The following is an 18,541-nucleotide window of genomic DNA, read 5'->3' as shown; positions in this document are numbered from 1 at the left end:
TTACCAGCCGCGGTTGGCGTAGCGCTCGGTCTCGGGGAGGGTGTCGCAGTTGATGCCGACCATGGCCTCGCCGAGGTTGCGGGACGCGTCCGCGATGATCTTCGGGTCGTCGTAGAAGGTGGTGGCCTTCACGATGGCGGCGGCGCGCTTGGCCGGGTCGCCGGACTTGAAGATGCCGGAGCCGACGAAGACGCCCTCGGCGCCGAGCTGGCGCATCAGCGCGGCGTCGGCGGGGGTGGCGACACCACCGGCGGAGAACAGGACCACCGGGAGCTTGCCCAGCTCGGCGACCTCGCGGACCAGCTCGTACGGGGCGCGCAGCTCCTTGGCGGCGGCGTACAGCTCGTTGTTGTCGTAGCCGCGCAGGCGGGCGATCTCGTTCTTGATCTGGCGCAGGTGGCGCACGGCCTCGACGACGTTGCCGGTGCCGGCCTCGCCCTTGGAGCGGATCATGGCCGCGCCCTCGGCGATGCGACGCAGGGCCTCGCCGAGGTTGGTGGCGCCGCAGACGAAGGGGGTCGTGAAGGCCCACTTGTCGGAGTGGTTGACCTCGTCGGCCGGGGTGAGGACCTCGGACTCGTCGATGTAGTCGACGCCGAGGGACTGCAGGACCTGGGCCTCGACGAAGTGGCCGATGCGGGACTTGGCCATCACGGGGATCGAGACGGCGTCGATGATGCCCTCGATCATGTCCGGGTCGGACATCCGGGCCACGCCGCCGTCCTTGCGGATGTCGGCCGGGACCCGCTCCAGCGCCATGACGGCGACGGCGCCCGCGTCCTCGGCGATCTTCGCCTGCTCCGGCGTGACGACGTCCATGATCACGCCGCCCTTGAGCTGCTCGGCCATGCCGCGCTTCACGCGGGCGGTGCCGGTCTCGGGGGTCTGGTTCTCGGAGAGCGTGCTGGACACGGGTACCTCGCTGATCAGAAAAAGGGGGGTTTCTGCAGCACTGAGGAAACGCGAAGGGACCAGGCCACAGCAAGGGCCAATGGACAGCCGGTGGATCCTTTTGCGGCAGAGGGGCCCGGGACGGCGGTCAGGCGGACCTGTCCATCAGCGCCGCGGGCGGTTCGTCGTCCATCTCGAAGGCCAGCGGGAAGGGGGCGTGTCCGGCCAGCCGGAACCAGCGCACCTTGCGGTGTTCGCGCAGGCGGCGCGCGGCGCCCACGGCGTCGTTGTGGAAGCGGCGGGCCATCGGCACCCTGCGGACCGCCTCGGTCAGTTCGCGGGCCGCCTCCTCCCCTCCGGGCGCCTCGCGCACCGCCTCCACCTGCCGGGCGTCCTCGAACACCGCCCGCAGGGCCTGGCTCAGTTCGCTCTCGGCGACCTCCCGCTGCTCCTCCTCGGCCTGCCGGGCGGCGTGCGCGGCCTCGTACAGGACGATCGAGGCGGCCGGGTCGAGCACGCCCGAGGTGGCCAGCTCCTGGGCCACGGAGGCCCTGCGCAGCAGCTGTGCGTCGAGCGCGGCGCGGGCGGCGTCGATCCGGGCGTGCAGCCGGTCCAGCCGCCCCGCCGTCCAGCTCAGGTACAGGCCGGTCGCGACGAGGACGACCAGGATCCAGATGAGAGTCGGAGTCACGGGCGGCAACCCTACGGGAGTGCTTCCCCGGATCGGTCGGACGCCTCCGCGGTGGGCGTCGACGGGGGCTGATGCCCCCGGCACCCCGCTTCGGCCCGAGGGCCGGGGGCATCAGCCCCCGGCCCTCGGACTCCCCCGGAGGGGGCGTCTCGGGGACGGGCCGGCGACACGGCCCGCCGTTCAGTCCTTCGCCGCCAGTCCGAAACGTGCCCGCAGGCCCGTCGCCCGCTCGTCCGTCGCCACCGCCGCCGCACCCGCCGTCACCGTCTCGTAGACGGACAGGATGTCCGCGCCCACCGTCGACCAGTCGAAGCGCCGTACGTGCGCGCTGCCCCGTTCCCGCAGCGCGGCCCGGCGCTCCGGGTCCGCCAGCAGCCGCAGGGCCGCCTCGGCCAGCGCGTCGGCGTCCTCGGTGGCGAACAGCTCGCCGGCCGCCCCCTGGTCGAGGACCTGGGCGAAGGCGTCCAGGTCGGAGGCGAGCACGGGGGCGCCCGCCGACATGGCCTCGACGAGGATGATGCCGAAGCTCTCGCCCCCCGTGTTGGGCGCCACGTACAGGTCGACGCTGCGCAGGAAGCGGGCCTTGTCCTCGTCGCTGATCATGCCGAGGAACTCCACCCGGGAGCGCAGCTCGGCGGGCAGGGAGGCCACCGCCTCCTTCTCGTCGCCGCGCCCGGCGACCAGCAGCCGCGTCCGCGGGCGGGCGGCGAGGATCCGCGGCAGGGCCCGCATCAGCACCGGCAGGCCCTTGCGGGGTTCGTCGATGCGCCCGATGAAGCCGATCGTGCCGCCCTCCCGTCTCCCACCACCGCCCTCAACGGAGCTTCGCGCCTCGTCTGATTGCCACTCGGGCTTGGGCTCGGCCTCGGCGAAGAAGCCGACGTCGACGCCGTTGGGGATGACGACCGCGTCCCCGCCCAGGTGCTCGACGAGCGTGCGCCGGGCGTACTCGCTCACCGCGATCCGGGCGCTGATCTTCTCCAGGGCCGCCTGGAGGATCGCGTAGGCGGCGATCATCGCCCGCGAGCGCGGGTTGGACGTGTGGAAGGTGGCCACGATCGGGCCCTGCGCCGCCCAGCAGGTCAGCAGGCCCAGCGACGGCGAGGTCGGCTCGTGGATGTGGATGACGTCGAACGCGCCGTCGTGCAGCCAGCGCCGCACCCGGGCCGCCGACAGGAAGCCGAAGTTCAGGCGGGCCACCGAGCCGTTGTACGGCACCGGTACCGCGCGCCCGGCCGAGACGACGTACGGCGGCAGCGGGGTGTCGTCGTCGGCGGGTGCGAGGACGGACACCTCGTGGCCGAGGCGGATGAAGTACTCGGCGAGGTCGCGGATGTGGAACTGGACGCCGCCCGGAACGTCCCAGGAGTACGGGCAGACGATGCCGATCCTCACGAGGCGTCCCGCTCGCCGGCGACGGGTGCCTTGGCCGGGTCGAGGTCCTTCAGCCACAGGCGCTGGAGCATGTGCCAGTCCTCCGGATGGCCGGCGATCCCCGTGGCGAAGGCGTCGGCCAGCGCCTGCGTCATGACGGACGTCTTCTCGCGCCGCGTACCCGACCCGGGTACCTCGACCGGGGGGTGGACCCGGCCCCGCATGACCGGTGAGTCGTCGTACCACAGCGTCACCGGCACCAGCCGTGCGCCGGTCTGCTGGGCGAGCAGGGCGGGGCCGGCCGGCATGCGGGCCGTCTCGCCGAAGAAGTCGACCTCCACGCCGGAGGCGGACAGGTCGCGGTCGGCGACCAGGCAGACCAGGCCGCCGTCGCGCAGCCGCCGGGCCAGCGTGCCGAAGGCCGAGCCGCCGCTGTGCGGCAGGACCTCCATGCCGAGGCCCTCCCGGTAGGCGACGAAGCGGTCGTAGAGGGTCTCCGGCTTCAGGCGCTCGGCGACGGTCGTGAACGGGATGCCCAGTTCCGTGGTGACCCAGGCGCCGGCGAGGTCCCAGTTGGCCAGGTGCGGCAGGGCGAGCACCACGCCCTTGCCCGCGTCCATGCCCTCGGTCAGGTGGTGCAGGTCCTCGGGGGCGAAGCCCGCCCTGACGCGCCCGGCGCTCCAGGCGGGCAGCCGGAAGGACTCCATCCAGTAGCGCAGGTACGAGCGCATCCCCGCGCGCGAGAGCTCCGCGAGCCGCTCCGGGCCCGCGTCCGGCACCACGCGCGCGTAGTTGCCCTCCAGCCGCCGCACGCCCGTGCCGCGCTGCTTCCAGGCGAGGTCCGCGACGGTGCGGCCGAGCCGCGCCGCGACCGGCTCGGGAAGCTTCTTGACGGTGCTCCAGCCGGCCCCGTACAGGGCGTCCGACAGCCGCTCCCGAACGCTCACTGCGCCGCCCCGGTGCCCTGGTTCTCCTGCGCGGCGGCGTCCGCCTCGGCGGACTCCCGGCGGACCGTGACGACACGCTGGACCAGCGTGACGAGGCTGCCGACGGCGACGATCCACAGGGCGACCGGCAGCAGGTACTGGATGCCGGGCACGCCGAACGCGTGCAGCCCCGCGAAACCGGCCGCGACCAGGGAGACGACGAGGCGCTCGGCGCGTTCGACCAGCCCGTTGACGGCGACCGGCAGACCGATCGACTCGCCGCGCGCCTTGGTGTACGACACCACCTGGCCGCTGGCCAGGCAGAAGATCGACACGGCGCACAGCACGTTGTCGTCGCCGCGGCCCGCGTACCAGAGGGCGAAGCCGCCGAAGATCGCTCCGTCGGCGACCCGGTCCAGCGTGGAGTCCAGGAAGGCGCCCCAGCGGCTGGAGCGGCCGAGCTGGCGCGCCATGTTGCCGTCGACGAGGTCGGAGAAGACGAACAGCGTGATCACGACCGTGCCCCAGAAGAACTCGCCCATGGGGTAGAAGACCAGCGCACCCGCGACCACACCGGCGGTGCCGATCAGCGTGACCGTGTCCGGGCTGACGCCCCTGCGGATGAGAAACGCGGCGAACGGTGTGAGGACACGCGTAAAAAATGCACGCGCGTACTTGTTCAGCATGGCCTTCCCGACGGTCGGTGTGGCCGCGCGGCCCTTGCTGGCCACCGGCTGGCCCATCGTAGTCACGCGCGCGTGCGCAGCGGACGGGCACCCGCAACCCCGGCTCCGCGGCCGGGGGCGGGGCACGTCCCTCGTATGGACGCGGCGTGACGGGAGTGGGAATCTCGAAGGACCGCGGGCGTCGCCGGAGCCGCCAGTGCACGCGGTCCCGCGCGTCCGCGCCCACCACGACCTCACCGTGCACGGGAGGCAAGACATGGGCGAGAAGGCACACACCCACCCCGGAGCCGCCGGCAGGGCAACGGCGGCCGACCATCCCGCGTCCGTACGGAATGTGGTGCTGGTCGGCCACTCCGGATCGGGCAAGACGACCCTGGTGGAGGCTCTCGCGCTGACCGCGGGAGCCGTGAACCGGGCCGGCCGCGTGGAGGACGGCGGCTGCGTCTCGGACTACGACGAGATCGAGCACCGGCAGCAGCGCTCGGTACAGCTCTCCCTGGTGCCGGTCGAATGGGACGGCATCAAGATCAATCTGCTGGACACCCCCGGGTACGCCGACTTCGTCGGCGACCTCAGGGCCGGTCTGCGCGCCGCGGACGCGGCCCTCTTCGTCGTCTCCGCGTCCGACGGGATGGACGGCTCCACCCGCATGGTGTGGGAGGAGTGCGCGGCCGTCGGCATGCCGCGCGCCATCGTCGTCACGCACCTGGAGGCGGCGCGGGCCGACTTCGAGGAGATGACGCGGATCTGCGCGGAGGCCTTCGGCGCGGACGACCCCGACGCCGTGCTGCCGCTGTACCTGCCCCTGCGCGGACCGCAGGCACCCGACGGACACGCGCCCGTGACGGGGCTGATGGGGCTGCTGACGCAACGGCTGTTCGACTACTCCTCCGGCGTGCGCGAGGAGTCCGAACCGGTCGGCGACCAGCTGCCCCTGATCGAGGAGGCCCGCAACCGGCTCATCGAGGGGATCATCGCGGAGAGCGAGGACGAGACCCTCATGGACCGCTACCTCGGCGGTGAGCGGATCGACGTCAGGACCCTGATCCAGGACCTGGAACGGGCCGTCGCGCGCGGCGCGTTCTTCCCCGTCCTGGCCGCCGCCCCCGCCGCCGAGGGCGCCCGGCAGGGCCTGGGCACGGTCGAACTGCTGGACCTGATCACCCGCGGCTTCCCGACGCCCCTGGAGCGCGAGGCGCCCCGGGTGACCACACCCGACGGCACACCGCGCGAGCTGCGCATGTGCGACCCCGACGAGTCGCTGGTCGCCGAGGTCGTCAAGACGTCCTCCGACCCGTACGTCGGCCGGATCTCCCTGGTCCGCGTGTTCTCCGGCACCCTGCGCGCCGACCAGACGGTGCACGTCTCCGGGCACGGGCTGACCGACCGTGGCCACGAGGACCACGACGTCGACGAACGGATCGGCGCCCTGTCGACGCCGTTCGGCAAGCAGCAGCGGCCGGTCACGCACGTGATCGCGGGCGACCTGGCGTGCGTGGCCAAACTGAGCCGCGCGGAGACCGGGGACACGCTGTCGGCCAAGGACGACCCGCTGCTGATGGCCCCCTGGGAGATGCCCGACCCGCTGCTGCCGCTCGCCATCCAGGCGCACAGCAAACCCGACGAGGACAAGCTCTCCCAGGGGCTCGCCCGGCTGGTCGCCGAGGACCCGACGATGCGGCTCGAGCAGAACCAGGACACCCACCAGGTGGTCCTGTGGTGCCTGGGCGAGGCCCACGCCGACGTCGCCCTGGAGCGGCTGCGCAGCCGCTACGGCGTCCAGGTCGACGTCGTGCCCCATCAGGTGTCCCTGCGGGAGACCTTCGGGAACAGGGCGACCGGACGCGGGCGGCACGTCAAGCAGTCCGGCGGACACGGGCAGTACGCCATCTGCGAGATCGAGGTGGAACCGCTGCCCGGCGGTTCGGGCATCGAGTTCGTGGACAAGGTGGTCGGCGGGGCGGTGCCCCGGCAGTTCATCCCGTCGGTCGAGAAGGGCGTGCGCGCCCAGGCCGCCAAGGGCGTCGCCTCGGGCCACCCGCTGATCGACGTCCGCGTCACGCTGCTGGACGGCAAGGCGCACTCGGTGGACTCCTCCGACGCCGCCTTCCAGACGGCCGGCGCGCTGGCGCTGCGGGAGGCCGCGGCCGACGCGAGGATCCATCTGCTGGAGCCGGTGGCCGAGGTGAGCGTGCTGGTCGGCGACGACTACGTGGGCGCCGTGATGAGCGACCTGTCGGGGCGGCGCGGCCGGGTGCTCGGCACCGAGCAGACCAACGGCGGGCGGACCCTGATCCGGGCCGAGGTGCCCGAGATCGAGATCGGCCGGTACGCGGTGGACCTGCGCTCCCTCTCCCACGGCACCGCACGCTTCGACCGCCGCTACGCACGGCACGAACCGATGCCGCAGCAGGTCGCGGAGCGGCTGCACGGGGAGGTGCACGCGACGACGTGAGGGGGCTCGGACCGGCGCGGGCCGTCCCGCGCCGGAGGCCCGCCGCCCCGGCGCACGACGGCGCGCCCCGGTGGCGACCCGCGCGTGTGGGGGCGCTTTCGGCCGTCCGGTGACGCACGCCGCCGGCTGCGGATACGCTGATGACCTGATCAACAGGTGTGCGGGGCGGGGAAGTCGGGAAGGCCGCAGGAGCGACAGTGGTGGCGATCGGGGGCGGGAATGACCGTTGACGGCGGTTACGCGGACTTCTTCGGACCGCAGGTTCCGCGTGCGGACGACGGGGGGCAGACGGCCACCTTCGCGCTGGCCTCGGCCGCCTACCGGGACAACCCGATGGAGGAGATCAAGAAGGCCGACAACGAGTGGCACCAGACGACCGTCAACGCGGGCCGCTCCTGGGCCACCATCTTCCGCCCCAACCTCGGCGAGGCCTTCTCCCACGCGGTGGCCGCCCGCATGCTCGGCGGCGACCGCAAGCCGCTCATCCAGTCCTTCGGGGCCGAGCCGCAGGTGGTCGTGGAGCACTGCCTGGCGGCCAACGGCATCCGCAAGGCCCGCGACCGCCGGCTCACCATGGTCAGCGTGCTGTGCGGCCTGCTGTTCCTCCCGGGCATGCTGGTCTGGCTGCTCGGCTTCCAGATCCGCACCACGGTCGCCAAGGCGGAGAACAAGCAGGCCGGGGCCCTGGGCACCGCCGTGCTCGTGGCGATCGCCGCCCTCGGGGTGCTGTTCCTGGTCAAGATGCCGTTCTCCGGCCTGTGGGCCTGGTACGCGCGCGCCGCCGTCGTGCTGCCCGTCATCGGCTGGTTCTGGGCCAAGCGGATCTGCGAGAGGACGGCCAGGGACCTGCGGGAGCGCTGGGACGGCCTGCTGTCCGGCAGCGGCGTCGGCGCCAAGGTGCCCGAGGCGGTGCCCAGCAACCCGAACGAGACGGCGGCCGAACAGCTGCGCCAGTCCCTGGCCAAGCTCGGCGCCGAGCAGCAGTCCAACTCCGTCTTCTACGCCGGCCCCAAGGGCATCCTCGGCATGGGCACCCGGTGGGGCAGCTGGCAGCTCGCCGAGGAACTGGTGCCGGCCGACCCGGCCCGGGAGATCCACCCGTTCCGCAGCTGGGACGTCGTACGGGCCGTCCACGACCAGCTGAGCATGCTCCAGCGCGGCCCGCTGAACACCGGCGGGTTCACGAAGCCGTCCATACGCCACTGGATCGTCACGCCGATCGCGGAGAACGCCACGGCGGTGTCCCGCCCGGAGGGCACGGACGTGGAGGCCTACCAGGTCAAGCCGCACGCGATCCAGGACATCTGCAACAAGCAGCAGTTCGGCGCCGGCGACCGGCACTACCTCGGCGTCCAGTGGACGCTGTGGGACGGCCAGCTGGTCATCACGATGCTGATCACGGTGACCGTGCTGCACGCCACGCTGCGCATCGAGGTGACCGGGCACGCCCTGGGCCCGGTCAACTCGCTCTTCACGACCAAGCCGGAGGCCCCCTCCAAGGAGGTCGCCAAGTCGTTCAAGCCGTGGGAGACGCGCAAGGTGATGCTCCCGCTGGTCACCACCAACGAGGTGGTACGGCTCGCCGTCCGCGCCCCGCTCACCTGGTACCCGCCCCTGCTGAACTGGCTCGGCGGCACGATCGGTCTCCCCGAGCCCTTCGGACTGCGCCACGCCTGGGCGGACCAGCCCTGGCGGCACCGCTTCATGGCCGACGACGCGCTGCGGGCGGCGACGCCGGTGCTGCGGGCGGTGCACTCGGCGGCGATCAAGGTGCTGGCGGAGAACGGCGTGGACACGGAGAAGTTCGGCACGCGGTCGGCGTTCCTCAGCACGGCGGTGCAGGATCCGTCACCGCGGAAGGCCGACGTCTACGACGCGTGAAGCCGCGCCGCGCGTCCCGGCCCCGAGTCGCAGCACGGGGCAACCGGCCCTAGGCCGGCCAGGCCTCCGCCAGGATCTTCCGGGTGTCCCCCAGCAGCTGCGGCAGCACCTTCGTGTGGCCGACGACCGGCATGAAGTTCGTGTCGCCGCCCCAGCGGGGCACGATGTGCTGGTGCAGGTGCGCGGCGATGCCCGCGCCCGCCACCGCGCCCTGGTTCATGCCGATGTTGAACCCGTGGGCGCCGGACGCGGTACGCAGGGCCGTCATCGCCTGCTTGGTCAGCAGCGCCAGCTCGGCGGTCTCCTCGTCGGTCAGCTCGGTGTAGTCGGCGACGTGCCGGTAGGGCACCGTCATGAGGTGGCCGCCGGTGTACGGGTACAGGTTGAGCACCGCGTACACGCGCTCGCCGCGCCGGACGACCAGTCCGTCCTCGTCGGACTTGGCCGGGATCGAGCAGAAGGGGCAGCCGTCGTCGGCGCCGGGGCCGCTGGGCTTGTTCTCGCCCTGGATGTAGGCCATCCGGTGGGGCGTCCACAGGCGCTGGAACGCGTCCGGCGTCCCCACTCCGATCTGCTGCTCCGGCTCACTCGTCATGCGTGCAGCATATGGCTTCGCCGGCAGGCCACGGAAAAGGCCCCCGGGATCGCTCCCGGGGGCCCTGGGTCCGTCCGTGCGGTCAGACCTGCACCCGCTCCTCGACGACCTTCACGATCTTCGCGATGGCCTCGTCGACGGGGATGCCGTTCTCCTGCGAGCCGTCGCGGTAGCGGAAGGAGACGGCACCGTTGGCCATGTCCTCGTCACCGGCGATGACCATGAAGGGCACCTTCTGCTTCTGAGCGTTGCGGATCTTCTTCTGCATCCGGTCGGAGGAGGAGTCGACCTCGACGCGCAGCCCGGCGGCCCGGGCCTTCTCGGCGAACTCCTGCAGGTACGGCACGTGCGCGTCGCCGATCGGGATGCCGAGCGCCTGCACCGGCGCCAGCCACGCCGGGAAGGCGCCCGCGTAGTGCTCCAGGAGCACGCCGAAGAACCGCTCGATGGAGCCGAACAGCGCGCGGTGCAGCATGACCGGCTGCTGACGGGAGCCGTCCGCCGCGGTGTACTCCAGGCCGAACCGCTTGGGCTGGTTGAAGTCGACCTGCAGGGTCGACATCTGCCAGGACCGGCCGATGGCGTCCTTGGCCTGGACGGAGATCTTCGGGCCGTAGTACGCGGCACCACCCGGGTCCGGGACCAGCGGCAGGTTCTGCTTCTCGGCGGCCTGGCGCAGCGCCTCGGTGGCCTCCTCCCAGTCCTCGTCCGAGCCGATGAACTTGTCGGAGTCGTCACGGGTGGACAGCTCCAGCTCGAACTCGGTCAGACCGTAGTCGCGCAGCAGGTCCAGGACGAAGGTCAGGAGCGTGTCCAGCTCCTGGGGCATCTGCTCCTTGGTGCAGTAGATGTGCGAGTCGTCCTGGGTGAAGCCGCGCGAGCGGGTCAGGCCGTGCACGACGCCCGACTTCTCGTACCGGTACACGGTCCCGAACTCGAAGAGCCTGAGCGGCAGCTCACGGTACGAACGGCCCCTCGACTTGAAGATCAGGTTGTGCATCGGGCAGTTCATCGCCTTGAGGCGGTAGTTCTGCTCGTCGAACTGGATGGGCGGGAACATGCCCTCCGCGTAGTGCGGCAGGTGCCCGGAGACCTCGAAGAGGTGCTCCTTCGAGATGTGCGGGGTGTTCACGAACTCGTAGCCGGAGACCTCGTGCCGACGGCGCGAGTAGTCCTCCATGACCTTGCGGATGACGCCCCCCTTGGGGTGGAACACCGCGAGGCCGGGGCCCAGCTCGTCCGGGAAGGAGAACAGGTCCAGCTCGGAGCCGAGCTTGCGGTGGTCGCGCTTCTCGGCCTCGGCGAGGAAGTCCAGGTGGGCCTTCAGCTCGTCCTTGGACGGCCAGGCGGTGCCGTAGATGCGCTGGAGCTGCGGGTTCTTCTCGCTGCCGCGCCAGTAGGCGGCGGCCGAGCGCATCAGCTTGAAGGCGGGGATGTTCCTGGTGGTCGGCAGGTGCGGACCGCGGCACAGGTCCTTCCAGCACAGGTCGCCGGTCTTGGCGTCGAGGTTGTCGTAGATGGTCAGCTCGCCGCTGCCCACCTCGGCGTCGGCGCCGTCGGCGGCCTGCGCGGCGTTGCCCTTGAGGCCGATCAGCTCCAGCTTGTACGGCTCGTCGGCCAGCTCCTCGCGGGCGGCCTCGTCGCTGGTGACACGGCGGGAGAAGCGCTGGCCCCGCTTCTGGATCTCCTGCATCTTCTTCTCGATGCGCTTGAGGTCCTCGGGGGTGAAGGGCTCCTTGACGTCGAAGTCGTAGTAGAAGCCGTCCCGGATGGGCGGGCCGATGCCCAGCTTGGCCTCGGGGAAGAGCTCCTGCACGGCCTGGGCCATGACGTGCGCGGTGGAGTGGCGCAGGATGTTCAGGCCGTCCTCGGAGGAGATCTCGACGCCCTCGACGGTCTCGCCGTCCTTGACCTCGTAGGCGAGGTCCTTGAGCTCACCGGCCACGCGCGCCGCGATGATCGAGCGCTGGCCGGCGAAGAGCTCGGCGGCCGTAGTGCCCGTCGTCACCACGCGTTCTTCCTGCTCCGAATCGCGTTGGATGATCACACGGACGTCTGACACCGGTCTCTCCTGACTGAAGGTGGGGCTGCGGCGCCATACCGGAGCGCACGCATGAGGGCGATCGTACCGACCCGGGCCCACCCCGGTCGAAATCATTCCCCGCCGCAGGCCTCCCCGAAGACGTCCACGTTCTCCTGGAGGGCTTTCAGCAACCGGTCCCGCTCGGCGTCGTCGACCTGCACGGGGACGACCTCGCAGGCGCCGGTGAGGCGGCGGAACCCGCCCCGGCTCTCCAGCCGGCCCAGCACGCGCACGGGCAGCCCGACCAGGTGCGCGTGCCCGGCGATCCGGTACGCCTCCTCGTCCAGCGTGATCCGCACGTGCGGGACGTCGGCCCCGGCGAGCACCCGCAGCCGTACGGTGCCGGCGCCGCGCGGCCCGGTCCGGCGCATCCTCACGACCGTGCCGGTGAGCCGCACCGGCACGGAGGGCTCCGCGCGCAGGTAGCGGGCGCCGGCCTCGCGCAGGGCGGGCAGGTCGCCGGGCGAGAACTCGACGGGTTCGGCGGGGGCGGCGCAGTTCTCGGGGACCCCGACGGCCGGGGCCCAGGCGACGGCGATCCGGGCGCCCTCGGTGCCCTGGACGAGGGCGACGAGCGCCTCGGTGAGTTCGTGGCTGACGCCTGCCGCGACGGCGCTGTCGAAGGCGTCCGGGGCGCCGGTGGCCCGCCGGTAGTCGACGGCCTCGCGGGCGGCGAAGAGGGCCTGGTGGAGGCGGACCGCGAGGGGGCGGCCGGTGGTGACGGGCACGAAGGCGGTGAGGAGGCGGCCGCCGGAGGCGGGGCCGACCAGGACGTTCGCCAGGGACGCGGCGGCGGCGCGGCGGTGCCGGGCGCCGTGGTAGCCGGCCCGCGCGCGGGTGGCGAGGGCGCCGGCGAGCAGGACGCGCCGGGCGGCGGAGCGCAGCTGTTCCTCCGCCGTCCAGGGCGCGGTGCCGGCGGGGCCGGCCGGCAGGTCGCGCGACCAGCGGATCTCGTCGCTGGGTACGGCGAGGGAGATCAGGATCTCGCGGGCGGAGGGCGTGCCGCTGCGGGACAGGGCGAGCAACGCCTCGACGAGCAGGTCGTCGCTGTCGGGGAAGGCGCGGTTGTCGGGCACCAGCAGACTGGTGGTGCCGCCGGGGCCGGGCGGGGTCCAGCGGCCGTAGCGGCCCGGGGCGCCGCCGCGCCGGTGCCAGCCGTGCCGGTGCAGCAGGGCGGCGAGCACGGCCGGGTCGACGGCGGCGGGCTCGGGCGTGCTGCCGTCCCAGTCCGTGCGGCCGGTGTCGACCGGGTGGGGCCGCACGGGGCGCAGGGGTTCGTGGGTGGGGCGGTGCGTCATGGTTTCCCTCCCGTCCCGACCCGCGTCATGATCTCGCACAGCGCCCGGTCGTCGAAGACCCGCGCGGTCGGTATCCGCACGGTGGTGCGCCGCCGCCCCGTGACCGGGTGTCCGGCGAGGTTGGTCCAGTAGCAGCAGTGCCTGAGGTCCAGCCGGTCGTGGCCGGCGCGCAGCCACTGGTCGCGGGACCGCGGGACGATCATCACGACCAGGATCTTGTGCACCGACACCGGGGTGCGGGCGAGCTTCGTCAGGTGGTCGTTGTCGAGGGTGAACGAGAAGAAGCGGCCCGGCGGGCTCGGCGGGATCTGGTAGGTCGCCTTGAGCTGCACCTTGATGGTGACCTCGTCGTCGACGGTGTGCCCGGGCGCGCTGTGGCTGACGTGCCAGTCGATGCCGTTGTCCGGGAAGGGCTGGGACAGCGAGCAGCCGGCCGCGGCGGCGACCGCGTGCAGGTAGCCGACCTGCAGGGTCTCCATGCAGGCGGTGGTGGCGAGGGAGCCGCGCGTGGGCGTCGTGCGCTCGGGCAGCAGCCCGCCCCGCTCGGGCTGCGCTATGGCCATGGCCAACAGCCTTCCAGAACTGGTGCAACCGTGCTGCGGGTCGCTGAACTGCAAAGACCCGTACTCCTGTTGTGTCCTTGCGGCGTACGTCGCAAACAGCCCGGGTATCACCGAACCGGGACAGAAGGCGGCGCGTCGGCTGCCGTGCATGGACGAGGAGTTGAGTGCCCTATGACGTGCTGGTTCGAGGGGCCGCTGGCCGCCTTCGACACGGAGACGACGGGTGTGGACGTCGAGACCGACCGGATCGTGTCGGCGGCCCTGGTCGTCCAGGACGCCCCGGGTCTGCGGCCCCGGGTCAGGCGCTGGCTGGTGAACCCGGGAGTGCCGGTGCCCGAGGCCGCGACGGCGGTGCACGGGCTGACGGAGGAGCACCTGCAGCGCAACGGACGTTGGCCGGCGCCGGTGATGTACGAGATAGCCGAGGCGATCGGCGAGCAGGCCCGGGCGGGCCGTCCGCTGGTGGTGATGAACGCGCCGTTCGATCTCACCCTGCTGGACCGGGAGTTGCGCCGCCACCGGGCCTCGTCGCTGGCCGCCCGGCTGGAGCGGACGTCGCTGTACGTCCTGGACCCGCGGGTGCTCGACAAGCACCTGGACCGCTACCGCAAGGGCCGCCGCACCCTCACCGACCTGTGCGCGCACTACGGCGTCGAGTTGGAGGGCGCGCACGACGCGGCGGCCGACGCGCAGGCCGCGCTGGGGGTCGTCCGGGCGGTGGGGCGCCGCTTCCAGGCACGGCTGGAGCGCCTCTCCCCCGCCGAGCTGCACACGCTCCAGGCGGTGTGGCACGCGGGGCAGGCCCGGGGACTGCAGGCGTGGTTCGCGCTGAACGGGACGGAGGAGGCCGTGGACCCGGCCTGGCCGCTGCGTCCGGAGCTGCCGACGGCGGCGTGATCACGGGAGGATCGTGAGCACGAGAAAGCCGTGAGCATGCGAAGAAGCCGGTCCGTCGCGTGACGGACCGGCTTTTCCCGGTGGGCGATACTGGGTTCGAACCAGTGACCTCTTCGGTGTGAACGAAGCGCTCTCCCACTGAGCTAATCGCCCGGGAACGCACTGAACAATACAGTGACCGGCACGGTTCCTTCAAACCGCTTCCAGGTGGGCCGCCAGTCCGCGCCGTCCCGCCCGCATCATCAGCCGGTGGTTGGCCCGGAACAGGGGCCGTCCCGGCACGGCGAGGCGGCGCAGCAGGGGCTTGCGGACGTCGACCTCCTGGTCGTAGCGGACCCTGCTGCCGCCGGTGCCGTCGGGGGCGACCGTCCAGCGGGCCCGGCCCTCGATGTCGCCGGACAGGGAGACCTCCAGTACGCCCGCCGCCGGGTCGCGGCGCAGCTCCCGCAGGGTCTGGGTCAGGTCGTACGGGAGGAGGGAGCGGATCCGCAGGAGCGCGCCGGTGTCGTCGAGGCGGGTGACCTCGCGCACCTGGGGCCACCAGCGGGGGTAGTCCTCGATCCGCTCCAGCTCGCGGTAGACGGCCGGGGCGGGCGCGGGCAGGGTCCACAGGCTGCGGAAGACGTAGTGGTTCCGGTTCACCCGTGGAGTGTGCCCGCGTCCGCCTCCGTCACCCGCGGGTCACGGCATCCTGTCCCCCAGGAGTGCGAGGTTCTCGATGGCGGCGAGGCCGTAGAGCGCGGTGTCGTTGCTGGACACCCAGCTCGCCTCGCCGCCCGGCACCAGGGCGGCGGGTCCGCTCAGCCTCTCCGTCGTCCAGGGCGCCGACTCCTGGTAGCCGTCGGAGTGGTAGAACTTGTCCCAGGCGCGCTCGGCGAGCTTGTCGTCGCCCGTCCTCACGGCCGCGTAGGCGTCGAGGCGGGAGTGGCCCTGGAAGAGGATCAGGCTGCCGAAGTCGCTGCCGTAGCGGGCCGCCTGTTCGCTCTTGGAGGCGTTGAAGTAGCGGCAGTAGTCGTAGTACGCCTCGTTGAACTCCGGCATGTCGACCAGGTCGATCAGTTCGGCGCACAGTTCGTTGAGGCCGAAGACCGCCGAGAGGTGGGAGACGGAGACGGCGGGCTTCTCCGCGACGGCGAACCTCCCGGTGTCCAGGTCGTACAGGCCGCTGCCCTGCACGAATCCGTTGGGCTGGGCGGCGATGGTCTCCATGGTGGACAGGACGCGGGCCCTGGCCTTCTCCCACTTGGGGCCCTTGCGTTCCCACTCGGTCAGCCAGGCCGAGACCAGGCCGCTCCAGTCGGTGCCGAAGCCGATCGACAGGGCGTGCGGGTCGGGTGTGTAGTCCGGGTCGGGGCGGACCTTGCGCTGCGGGTCGAGGACGAGGAAGGTCTCGTCGGAGTCGACGTTGGCGTGCATGAGGTCACCGACGCGTTCGTCGGCGGTGAGGAAGTAGTAGAAGCGCCGGTAGGTGGTGTTGGCGATGCGCTGCTGCTTGGCGCTGTCGGCGTAGTGCTGCACGCCGTGCCGGGTGCCGAGGCCGGCCCACTTGCCGAGGTGGTAGACGTCGACCTCGCCGGTGTGCCGGGTCATGGCCTCGGCGAAGCGGAAGATGTCGGCGCGGCCGGAGCGCAGGTAGGCGTACCAGAGCCACAGGTCCGGGGAGAGCTCGGAGTTGTCCCAGGCGTAGCCGCCGACGTCGTAGCGCCACTGGTGCCGGACCGCGTCGTAGGTGTGCATGATGTCGCCGTAGTCCCAGAAGCCGTACCAGCGGCGCTGCTCCACCTGGTCCTTGTAGTAGGTGAAGAGGAAGTCGAGGTGGTCCTCGATCTTCGCCCTGGCGGGCGTGGAGCGGTCGGGTTCGGAGTAGAGGCCGGGGCCGAAGACGCCGGCCTTGATGAGCTGCTGGGGCGGTGCGGCGAGTTGCGGGAGGACGCGGACGGCCTGGACCTGTTCGGCGAGCTTCTCGGCGCTCGGGGTGGAGGCGTTGGCCCAGAACAGCAGTTCCGAGGTGCGGGCGATGCCGTAGGGGGTGCCGAACCCGGGCTCGTGGTCCTCGTAGGTGATGTTGAGGCCCTCGAGCTGTTCGGCGAAGGTGTCCTGGCCCATGCCGTCGTGGTAGAAGCGCAGGTCCATGGGTTGTGCCTCGGGCGACCAGAGCCAGAGGGTGACCTCGGCCTCGTCGGTCTGCGCATCGCGGATGTCGAGCTGGGCGGGGTACTTCTCCCAGAAGTCGCGCAGGCCGAAGGAGAGGCCGCCGCTCGCGCCGCCGACGTAGCCGAAGCCGGAGGCGCGCCGGCCGCCGCCGGCGCCGATCCAGCCGTGGCCCTTCTTGGTGCGCTTGCGCAGGGTGAAGCCGTCGGCGGAGAGCTGGGAGAGGGTGTAGTCACCCCACTCGGGGATGTACTGCAGGCGGGTGGTGACCCGCTGGTCCCACGTGGCGGGGTCGGGCAGCTTCTCGCCGGCGAACTGCGCCGCCTGCACGGCCGCTCCCGGGTCGCGGCGCAGTCCGGTGATGCCCTTGACCGCCTCGCGCAGCAGGCCGGTGCCCTCGCCGCCGATGCGGATGTGGCGGTCGTAGGACCGGTCGCGCATCGGCACGGTGAAGCGGACCCCGAGGCCGCGGACGAAGTCGCCGCTCGCCCTGCCGGGTTCCTGGGTCCCGTCGAACGTGATGGTGTGCACCATGCGGAAGGAGTCGGCGCCCGCGTAGAAGTACAGGCGGACGGAGAAGGGGAGCCAGCCGCGGTTGCCCTTGCGGTGCTTGCCCTCGACGCGGACGACCGCGCGGACCGGGCCGTCCTGTTCGACCTTCACCTCGTCGACGGCGCCGTCGAAGCGCTCGTACCTGACCGTGCCCTGGTCGCCGTCCTCGATCTCGGGCTGGCGCAGCAGGACGAGGCGGCCGTTCTTCGCGATCTCGGTGGAGCCTCTGGTGACCGACTTGATCAGCGTGGCGCCGGACGTGCCGATTCTGGCGGTGATGACGCCGGTCGATATGTCGATGGTGCCGCCGCGCCGGTCGACGGTGACCTTCCGGGCGGGTGCGGCAGGGGTGCCGGCGGTCAGGGTGAGCTTGCCGTTGCCGGAGCCGACGGCGTGCGCGGTCCACTTCAGAGAGCCGTCGGGCCAGTGGGCGAGGGGCCAGGACTGGGCGGGTACGGCCTTGCCGTCCGCGTCGGTGACGGCGAAGGACCGGTCCGCCGGGTGGGCACCCTTGGGCCAGGGGACGCCGACGGTGGTGCCGGGGGCGGCGCCGAGACCGGCGCCCTCCAGCCAGTTCAGGGCGACGGGGTCGTCGTCGGCCGTCGGGGCGGCCGGCGCGGCCTGGGCGTCGTGCGCGCCCAGGGCCCGGCTGAACTGGGCGGTGGCGCCGGCGACGGCGGCCGCCTTGAGGAGGGACCTGCGGGGGATGGGGGACATGGCCTTTCCTTTCCGTTCCGCGCGTACGCAAGGGGGTGTCAAGGGCATGACAGGCAAAGGCGCGGCGCCGGAGCGCCGGCCTCGGGCACAGGGGGACCGCCCGCCGGTGTCCGGGGCCCCGTCGGTGGCCGGGGGCCACTGGTCGGCGGCGGCGGTGCGGCACCGTCCGTCAGCGGTGCCGGTAGCGCTCCTCCACGGCGACGGCCGCCGCCGCGACGGTGCCCAGCACGGCGACCGCGAGCGGTGCACTGAACCAGGCGGAGCAGACCACCAGGGCCAGCCCGCCGACGATCAGGAAGGAACCGGCGGGGTCGAGCACGGTGCGCCGGCCGGCCCCGGCGAGCAGGGACCGCCAGGAGGCACCGGGCCGCCAGGCCGCCGCCGCCCGCAGCCCGGCCACGGCCGCGCCGATCAGGACGAGCACCCCGACGGCGCCCACGAGCGGGCCGCCGGGCAGGCCGTGGCGGACGGCCTGGACGTCCACCCACACCGCGGCGAGGGCGGCCCAGCCGGCGATCCCGACGAGCCAGCCCCGGCGCAGCGCGGACCGGAAGTCGGCCGTGAACTCGCGCAGACCGCCCCGCTCGTGGGCGAGGCAACGTCCCAGGTGCCGCGCGCCGGCCGCGAAGGCCGCGGGGCAGGTGACCAGCGGCAGCGAGGCCACCGCGATCCACACCCCGGTCAGCAGGCACTCGGCGAACAGCGCGAACCGTTCGGCGAGCCGTGGCTCCCCGCGCTCCGTACGGGCCCCGGCACGCAGTTCGGTCATGATCGGATCACC

15 protein-coding genes and 1 tRNA gene are annotated in these 18,541 nt (G+C 72.4%); 3 read left to right on the top strand and 13 right to left on the bottom strand.

What is annotated here, in order from left to right; genetic code table 11:
* The 5 genes from pdxS to pgsA form a co-directional block, all read right to left on the bottom strand.
* Positions 1 to 912 (bottom strand): pyridoxal 5'-phosphate synthase lyase subunit PdxS, encoded by a 912-nt coding sequence (gene pdxS, locus JHAT_RS10085; RefSeq protein WP_077797741.1) that lies wholly within the window; start codon positions 910 to 912, stop codon positions 1 to 3.
* Positions 913 to 1,039: 127 nt separating this feature from the next.
* Positions 1,040 to 1,582: a hypothetical protein gene (locus JHAT_RS10080; protein ID WP_077797740.1), complete on the bottom strand. Its 543-nt coding sequence runs from the start codon at positions 1,580 to 1,582 to the stop codon at positions 1,040 to 1,042.
* A 180-nt stretch (positions 1,583 to 1,762) separates the two neighbouring features.
* Positions 1,763 to 2,977, bottom strand: a complete 1,215-nt coding sequence (locus JHAT_RS10075; protein ID WP_077797739.1) for a glycosyltransferase family 4 protein — start codon at positions 2,975 to 2,977, stop codon at positions 1,763 to 1,765.
* On the bottom strand, positions 2,974 to 3,903 hold the full coding sequence (locus JHAT_RS10070) for a phosphatidylinositol mannoside acyltransferase (protein ID WP_077797738.1): 930 nt from the start codon (positions 3,901 to 3,903) through the stop codon (positions 2,974 to 2,976). The genes JHAT_RS10075 and JHAT_RS10070 overlap by 4 nt, the downstream gene beginning before the upstream one ends.
* The gene (gene pgsA / locus JHAT_RS10065) at positions 3,900 to 4,625 is read right to left on the bottom strand and encodes a phosphatidylinositol phosphate synthase (RefSeq protein ID WP_077797737.1); all 726 of its coding nucleotides are present in this window, start codon (positions 4,623 to 4,625) and stop codon (positions 3,900 to 3,902) included. The genes JHAT_RS10070 and pgsA overlap by 4 nt, the downstream gene beginning before the upstream one ends.
* Positions 4,626 to 4,824: 199 nt before the next feature.
* Here pgsA and JHAT_RS10060 point away from each other — a divergent pair, with 199 nt between their 5' ends.
* Both JHAT_RS10060 and JHAT_RS10055 read left to right on the top strand, forming a co-directional pair.
* Positions 4,825 to 7,023, top strand: a complete 2,199-nt coding sequence (locus tag JHAT_RS10060) for an elongation factor G-like protein EF-G2 (protein WP_077797833.1) — start codon at positions 4,825 to 4,827, stop codon at positions 7,021 to 7,023.
* A 219-nt stretch (positions 7,024 to 7,242) separates the two neighbouring features.
* Positions 7,243 to 8,904, top strand: coding sequence for a hypothetical protein (locus JHAT_RS10055; protein ID WP_077797736.1), 1,662 nt, complete (start codon positions 7,243 to 7,245; stop codon positions 8,902 to 8,904).
* 49 nt (positions 8,905 to 8,953) lie between these two features.
* Here JHAT_RS10055 and JHAT_RS10050 read toward each other — a convergent pair whose 3' ends face one another.
* The 4 genes from JHAT_RS10050 to JHAT_RS10035 form a co-directional block, all read right to left on the bottom strand.
* Positions 8,954 to 9,499: an HIT domain-containing protein gene (locus tag JHAT_RS10050; protein ID WP_077797735.1), complete on the bottom strand. Its 546-nt coding sequence runs from the start codon at positions 9,497 to 9,499 to the stop codon at positions 8,954 to 8,956.
* Between the two features lie 82 nt (positions 9,500 to 9,581).
* Positions 9,582 to 11,561: a threonine--tRNA ligase gene (thrS, locus tag JHAT_RS10045; protein ID WP_077797734.1), complete on the bottom strand. Its 1,980-nt coding sequence runs from the start codon at positions 11,559 to 11,561 to the stop codon at positions 9,582 to 9,584.
* Positions 11,562 to 11,653: 92 nt separating this feature from the next.
* Positions 11,654 to 12,880, bottom strand: coding sequence for a hypothetical protein (locus JHAT_RS10040; RefSeq protein WP_077797733.1), 1,227 nt, complete (start codon positions 12,878 to 12,880; stop codon positions 11,654 to 11,656).
* Positions 12,877 to 13,443, bottom strand: coding sequence for a DUF4365 domain-containing protein (locus JHAT_RS10035; protein ID WP_077797732.1), 567 nt, complete (start codon positions 13,441 to 13,443; stop codon positions 12,877 to 12,879). Before JHAT_RS10035 ends, JHAT_RS10040 begins: the two co-directional genes overlap by 4 nt.
* Positions 13,444 to 13,614: 171 nt before the next feature.
* Between JHAT_RS10035 and JHAT_RS10030 the strand changes: the two genes are divergently transcribed.
* Positions 13,615 to 14,340, top strand: coding sequence for a 3'-5' exonuclease (locus tag JHAT_RS10030; RefSeq protein ID WP_077797731.1), 726 nt, complete (start codon positions 13,615 to 13,617; stop codon positions 14,338 to 14,340).
* Between the two features lie 81 nt (positions 14,341 to 14,421).
* Here the strand turns inward: JHAT_RS10030 and JHAT_RS10025 are convergent.
* The 4 genes from JHAT_RS10025 to JHAT_RS10010 form a co-directional block, all read right to left on the bottom strand.
* Positions 14,422 to 14,493 (bottom strand) — tRNA-Val (locus tag JHAT_RS10025).
* Positions 14,494 to 14,532: 39 nt separating this feature from the next.
* Positions 14,533 to 14,982, bottom strand: coding sequence for an SRPBCC family protein (locus JHAT_RS10020; RefSeq protein ID WP_077797730.1), 450 nt, complete (start codon positions 14,980 to 14,982; stop codon positions 14,533 to 14,535).
* A 39-nt stretch (positions 14,983 to 15,021) separates the two neighbouring features.
* Positions 15,022 to 17,760 carry a Tat pathway signal sequence domain protein gene (locus tag JHAT_RS10015; RefSeq protein ID WP_077797729.1) on the bottom strand — a complete coding sequence of 913 codons (2,739 nt, stop codon included), beginning with the start codon at positions 17,758 to 17,760 and terminating at the stop codon, positions 15,022 to 15,024.
* A 169-nt stretch (positions 17,761 to 17,929) separates the two neighbouring features.
* Complete coding sequence (locus JHAT_RS10010) at positions 17,930 to 18,529, bottom strand: hypothetical protein (RefSeq protein ID WP_077797728.1); 600 nt, start codon at positions 18,527 to 18,529, stop codon at positions 17,930 to 17,932.
* Positions 18,530 to 18,541 lie beyond the last annotated feature (12 nt).

Origin of the sequence: Streptomyces sp. JHA26 (genome assembly GCF_002005565.1) — a bacterium.
Lineage (GTDB): Bacteria > Actinomycetota > Actinomycetes > Streptomycetales > Streptomycetaceae > Streptomyces.
Note: the sequence above shows the minus strand (reverse complement) of the source record. Positions and strands in the feature narration are given on the sequence as shown.

Bases quoted from the DNA above. Each gene is read 5' to 3' on its own strand.
- pgsA (WP_077797737.1), bottom strand. From the start codon at position 4,625: ATGGGCCAGCCGGTGGCCAGCAAGGGCCGCGCGGCCACACCGACCGTC.
- JHAT_RS10060 (WP_077797833.1), top strand. From the start codon at position 4,825: ATGGGCGAGAAGGCACACACCCACCCCGGAGCCGCCGGCAGGGCAACG.
- JHAT_RS10055 (WP_077797736.1), top strand. From the start codon at position 7,243: ATGACCGTTGACGGCGGTTACGCGGACTTCTTCGGACCGCAGGTTCCG.
- JHAT_RS10050 (WP_077797735.1), bottom strand. From the start codon at position 9,499: ATGACGAGTGAGCCGGAGCAGCAGATCGGAGTGGGGACGCCGGACGCG.
- JHAT_RS10040 (WP_077797733.1), bottom strand. From the start codon at position 12,880: ATGACGCACCGCCCCACCCACGAACCCCTGCGCCCCGTGCGGCCCCAC.
- JHAT_RS10035 (WP_077797732.1), bottom strand. From the start codon at position 13,443: ATGGCCATAGCGCAGCCCGAGCGGGGCGGGCTGCTGCCCGAGCGCACG.
- JHAT_RS10030 (WP_077797731.1), top strand. From the start codon at position 13,615: ATGACGTGCTGGTTCGAGGGGCCGCTGGCCGCCTTCGACACGGAGACG.
- JHAT_RS10015 (WP_077797729.1), bottom strand. From the start codon at position 17,760: ATGTCCCCCATCCCCCGCAGGTCCCTCCTCAAGGCGGCCGCCGTCGCC.
- JHAT_RS10010 (WP_077797728.1), bottom strand. From the start codon at position 18,529: ATGACCGAACTGCGTGCCGGGGCCCGTACGGAGCGCGGGGAGCCACGG.